At 66.1% G+C, this 5,052-nt stretch carries 5 protein-coding genes; 1 reads left to right on the top strand and 4 read right to left on the bottom strand.

Going from position 1 to position 5,052, the window contains the following annotated elements:
- Window positions 1–282: 282 nt before the first annotated feature.
- A complete protein-coding gene (locus H7290_RS08170; RefSeq protein ID WP_290513529.1) occupies window positions 283–654 on the bottom strand; it encodes a hypothetical protein in 372 nt (123 codons plus the stop codon).
- A 139-nt stretch (window positions 655–793) separates the two neighbouring features.
- Here H7290_RS08170 and H7290_RS08165 point away from each other — a divergent pair, with 139 nt between their 5' ends.
- Entirely contained in the window at window positions 794–1,030 is a 237-nt protein-coding gene (locus H7290_RS08165) for a YlcI/YnfO family protein (RefSeq protein ID WP_290513528.1), read from the top strand.
- Between the two features lie 395 nt (window positions 1,031–1,425).
- On the opposite strand, the gene H7290_RS08160 is transcribed toward H7290_RS08165, so the two are convergent.
- The 3 genes from H7290_RS08160 to H7290_RS08150 all read right to left on the bottom strand — a co-directional run bounded on the left by H7290_RS08160 (window position 1,426) and on the right by H7290_RS08150 (window position 4,793).
- Entirely contained in the window at window positions 1,426–2,967 is a 1,542-nt protein-coding gene (locus H7290_RS08160) for a right-handed parallel beta-helix repeat-containing protein (protein ID WP_290513527.1), read from the bottom strand.
- Between the two features lie 339 nt (window positions 2,968–3,306).
- Complete coding sequence (locus H7290_RS08155) at window positions 3,307–4,200, bottom strand: nucleotidyl transferase AbiEii/AbiGii toxin family protein (RefSeq protein WP_290513526.1); 894 nt, start codon at window positions 4,198–4,200, stop codon at window positions 3,307–3,309.
- Entirely contained in the window at window positions 4,197–4,793 is a 597-nt protein-coding gene (locus H7290_RS08150; RefSeq protein WP_366927613.1) for a type IV toxin-antitoxin system AbiEi family antitoxin domain-containing protein, read from the bottom strand. Before H7290_RS08150 ends, H7290_RS08155 begins: the two co-directional genes overlap by 4 nt.
- Window positions 4,794–5,052: the final 259 nt, after the last annotated feature.

Below are 5,052 nucleotides of genomic sequence, written 5' to 3'. Positions count from 1 at the left end.
TCCACCGCGATCAAGCCTGGGCACGATGCCACCCCCGTTGCGGCCAATGAGAGCAGTGCCGACCCAGGCACAGCGGCCCTGTTGGCACACCGTTGGCAAGCCCGGATCTTGAACCCGAGAACCCCAGGTCATTAAGCCTCTGACCTGGGGTTCTTCGCGGAGCCGCCTATCGGAATCGAACCGATGACCTATTCATTACGAGTAGCGCCCAGGGCGTCCATCGCCTGCCAGGGGCATCGCTGCCACGCCTGGCCGTGGACATGGCGATGTGGTGATGCCCGATCAGATCCGGACTGCGGTTAGCAAATTGTTGGCACGAAACGGGGCGACTCCCGTGTGCATGCAGAGTCCAGAGCTGTCGCGCCAAAGGCAGCTCCCATGACCGGCAAGGAATTGCCGGATCTGCTGACGGAGCGCGCTTGCGTCACACGGGACAACAAGCAGGCACGAACCGTAGTCATCGGTAGTCAGTTGTAATACGATGACGGGGTGGCTGTGGCACGGTTTGATCTCAATCTCCTTGACGATGACTGGCCGTTTGAGATCGATCGCCAGGTCGGCCACCTGTTCAAGCACCCACATCTGGGCGTGGACGACATCAGAGACATGTGGGCAAGTGAGCCGTTCTTCTATCCCGCCAAGCCGCCCGCTCATTGGCTCATGGTCGCCGAAGTCGGTGGGCAGGTTTTGATGGTGCCCCTGGCCCCTCAACAACGGGTGACCCCAGTAGGTGCCGACCAATCGGTTGCTACCTGGCAGCCGCCCACCTCGCAAAACGTTTCAGGGAGGACCGATGACCAACACAAACATGACGCCAGAGCAGGAGAACGCCTTCTACGCCCAGCCGGACAATCAGGTGCCCGAAGGACCGCCTGTGCGTCGTAAGGCCAAGCTCAGCGCGCCTGTGCCCGTACGGTTCCCCGAGGAGCTCCTCAGCGAGATCCGAAATCGCGCGGCCGCTGATGACCGGTCGGTCTCCAACTGGATCCGGCGAGCAGTCGAACACGAGCTCGATCGAGAGGCCGGCTGACAGTCGCACGTCGGATTCGTCGGGCGAGACTATTACGGGTCTGCAGCCGATATCTTCGACCCACAGCAACGCACTCATCTGCATTGGGTGCGCTCCTGCCGATGAGCGAGCCTGGTCTGCGCCTCACGGCCTCGAGCCCCTCGAGGTACGTAAGATCGTCGGCGGTGTAGCTGGACGGGGACACGGGTGCTCCGTAGGTCGGGGGTAGGGCCTGGGACCGTGCGCGGGCGCTGCGGAACGTCAACGCATCGGCGCGTCGAGGCTGCTTCCCCGGGCCTCACGAAGCGGGCGCCCGCCGGCGCAGGGGTGCACACAGGCGGGCCCCAGGACGCAATGTCCCAGGGCCCGCCCGGTGCTGCTAACCGTTCCTGCGCTGCGCAGCAGCGGTCCGTGGTTCAGACGCCGCCGAACGTGCCTCCGCGGGCGACGTTGCACAGGTTCTTCTCATTGCCGGAGAAGGTGTTCTTGCCGACCTTGACCCCGCCGGCCTGGTAGATCAGCAGCCCGCACGCGTCGTTTGACTTCGGCGTGTAGAAGTTGTTGCTGATCGTGTTGTCGGCGACCTGGGCGCTGGCCCCGAAGCTGACCTGAATGCCGTTCTGGGCGATGAAGTTCACCGGGCCGTACCCGGTGACGGTGTTTCCGGTCACGACAGCCGACACCTGCCCTTTGACCAGCACGCCGGTCTTCTGGTAGCTGGCGGTGGTGTTCCCGGTCACGCTCACGGCCGGTGTCCCGACCCCGGCGGTGTTGCGTACCTCGATGGCGTTGCCCTCCTGGCAGCCGTCGCCGGCGCTGCCCTGCTGCAGGCCGGTCACGGTGTCGCCGGTGATCGCCCCGGACGCGCCGTCCAGGCGGATCCCGGCCAGGCTGGCCGGGAACGCGTCGCAGACGGTGGCCAGGTTGGCGGCGGTGACGACCAGGTTGTGCACGTTGGCGCTTGCGCCGGCGTTGGTCACGACCGCGCCGGTGAAGTGGCCACCGGTCGGGTCGATGGCGGTGATGGTGTGCCCGGCGCCCTCCAGGGTGAAGCCGTCCGGGACGAGGATTGTGTGGTCGGTGGTGCAGTTGGCCAGCAGCGTCATGGTGGTGCCGCTGGTGGAAAAGCCGCAGGCGGTGGTCGTGGCGGTTGAGGCCAGGCTCACGTTGTCGACCAGGAACCCGGCACCGGCGGTGCCCGGTGCAGCGGTCCCGCCCTCGCGCAGCAGCAGCGAGGAGGTCGGCGAGATGGTGTTGCTGGGGGCCTGCTCCGGGTCGTAGCGGTAGTAGTTCTCCCAGGTGGTCCCGGTGGCCCGCAGCGCGCCGTCGATGAAGATCTTGACGACGTCGTTGCCCGGGCCGGTGAAGAAGTCGATCGAGAACCGCAGCGTGTGCGCGCTGGTCCGGTCCAAGGTGGCAATGTCGGACTCGTTGAAGGTGGCGGCGGTGCCCACCGGGCGCGGGTCGGTGACGTCGTCGAAGAAGACGTGCACCCCGTTGGTCTGGTCCTCCAGGCGCAGGTAGCTCATCCTTGCGCCGGAGCCGTTGTCCGGGCTCACGGTCAGGTGCAGGCCGGTCTGCTCGCCGTCCTGGGTGGTCCCGACCTGCAGGGTCGCGTCGAAGTGCGGCAGCAGCCCCGGGGACTCACCGGCGGGGCTGGCCAACTGCGGGGAGAACGTCTGGTCGCTGAAGGAGCCGCTGGTGACCGCGCTGGAGATCCGCAGTGATTGACTGCCGAAGCTGGTGTACCGGCTGCTGGCCACGACCCCCTGGTCGTAGGCCCCGGTGCTCGACCAGCCGTTCTGCCCGTTGACGCTCCCGGTGCTGAAGCCGGAGCTTTCAAAGGTAATCGGGCCGGCCGTGTCGGCGTGCGCGGCGCCGACCGGCACCAGGCCCGCAACCAGCAGCCCGGCTGCCGCGGTGATCATTGCCCTGCTGGCGTGTCGAAGTTTCCTCATGTGCCCATCCCCATCCCCGTGGGAGCGCCCCGCGAGCGGGCCCACGAGGTGTGGTCGTGGCGCGGGGACGAGGAGCACTCGGTGCTGTCGCAAGTGACGACAGCTAGGTTTACCAGTCCATTCCCACACCCCCCCTTGACCGTGACGCAGGTCATATTAAGCGGGCCCGGGCTGGCACCCGCCCCGCGGGTCTGACGTGCCTCGCACGGGCCAGCCCAAATGCTCAGATGCTCGGTCTCCGGCGCACGGCCTCGAGCCCCTCGAGGTAGGTGAGGTCGTCGGCGGTGTAGCTGCACTCAGACACGGTGCTCCGTAGGTGGTTGGGCCTTGCACTGTGCATCAGTGCGTCCAACGGCCGACGCGGTGAACCCACGTAAGTCCCTCGATTGCGCCAGAGACGGCAGGTCCGGCGAACGTGAAGACGTCCTGCAAGACGCCGGCGAAGTCTTGATCGAGGCGGTCGGTGAGTCGCTGTTTGCGGACCCAAGCACTCCACTTGTTCTGAGCGATCTCGGCGTAACCGGCCAGTGCCTCGTCCAGCGGCGTCAGGGTGGCGTTACGGTGCGTGGCGACCACATCGATGGAGGCCGCGAGCTCGTCGCCGTTGACGTCGTGCGCCGAACTGAGGAGGGCGATGTCGGCGTAGTCACGCCAGCGAGTGTTAACCGTCCCGCGTTGGACTGCCGTGACGATCTTCTCGGCAAACACCATGGATAGCGGGTACCCGCGCACGGTGATGGCTCCCCCGAGAAGGCGAGGCACCTCGACCAGTCCTGGCGGGGGCACGATGGGGTCGCCAACGTTGACGTCAACGTGGAACGCGATGCGCGCGCGTGACAGATGACCGATGAGCCTGACGCGCACCCCGGAGTACTCCTCCTCGTCCCGAATGACTTCGGCAGTGGCGCTGCCCGCATCGAATACCAGACCGTCGTCCTTGTGAACTGCCGCGATGTCACGGACCAGAGCCAGGACGGTGTCCGCGTCGCCTGCCAGGTGCGTAGCCAGCAGGTCGATGTCACGGGTGGGACGCCGGGTGTCGTAGGCGGCCAGAAGCACACCGCCTTTGAGCACGAGGTCGTCTGCCCTTGATGAGGTGCTGAGCCGATCAAGGAAGCCCTCGAGGGCGTACAACGCCAGCAGCTCATCCGTGGATCGACCATCGGCCTTGGCCATCTTCTGGATGTCAAGGTAGGCGTCACCGTCCGGGGTATTTCGGGTTGGCCGATTCACAACAACGCCGCCAGAGCCAGCCGCAGTGGTGTTTCGGCCTTGGGAAACTGGCCGGCCAGGCGGATCAACTGGCCGGGTTGGGAGCCCGACGCGCGCAGCCATCGGCGCAGCGCCTCGTACCCCAGCTCGTGGCCTTCGGTGGCCCGAATTCGGAACGCGTCGATAATGCTGCGCGGGGCGTCGTAGAGGCCGATGCTGATGGCTCCATCGAGGGCCAGCCATTCCCGGCCGATGTCGAAAGTTGACGGCGCGAAGTGGTGCCAACGGGCAAGTGCGTCCGTGGCAGGAATTCGCGTTCCGCGAGGCAGTGCGACGTCGGGGGCAACCGGGATGGCATCGGAAAGCCCATGGCGGGCCAGCGCGCTCTCCAGGCACAGAGTGGCCCGGGGCGCCTTGACGGCGATGGCAAGCAGGTCGATGTCGGCGGGCTCGGCGCCCGCCTGCCGGTACAGGCCGCGGCTGATTGCTTCGACGTGCCCTCCTTCCCGAAGGCGATACAGGGTGTACTTGCTCAGGCCCGCCTCGCGCGCCTGAGCAAAGGTGAACGTTGTCGGCAGCGCGCCCAACGGCTGCGTCGAAGCAGTCTTCTGCATCACGTCCCCAATCTGGCTCGGGAACAACTGTACCCACAAATCATTTTGTGTGAACACTTATTCCGACGGCGTCCGCCCGAGCCTCCCCGCTCGCCCCACCGTTCTTCCCTATAACTCGTCGATTCACAGCGGGTCAAGGTCCCTCGCAGTGCCCTTTCGACCGGCCATATCGGCGCGAATTCTCGTCTTCGCGCGCACCGCATTTGGCGCCTCTTGTGCCCTCTGGCGTCGGTTGAACCGCCTTCCGGGAGGGGATCCT

Origin of the sequence: Aeromicrobium sp. (genome assembly GCF_014378035.1) — a bacterium.
Lineage (GTDB): Bacteria > Actinomycetota > Actinomycetes > Propionibacteriales > Nocardioidaceae > Aeromicrobium.
This window is presented reverse-complemented; position numbering and strand designations above follow the sequence as displayed.

What these genes read in the sequence shown, in the direction of transcription:
- H7290_RS08160 (WP_290513527.1), bottom strand. Translation starts at nt 2,967, where the DNA reads ATGAGGAAACTTCGACACGCCAGCAGGGCAATGATCACCGCGGCAGCC.
- H7290_RS08165 (WP_290513528.1), top strand. Translation starts at nt 794, where the DNA reads ATGACCAACACAAACATGACGCCAGAGCAGGAGAACGCCTTCTACGCC.
- H7290_RS08170 (WP_290513529.1), bottom strand. Translation starts at nt 654, where the DNA reads ATGAGCGGGCGGCTTGGCGGGATAGAAGAACGGCTCACTTGCCCACAT.
- H7290_RS08150 (WP_366927613.1), bottom strand. Translation starts at nt 4,793, where the DNA reads ATGCAGAAGACTGCTTCGACGCAGCCGTTGGGCGCGCTGCCGACAACG.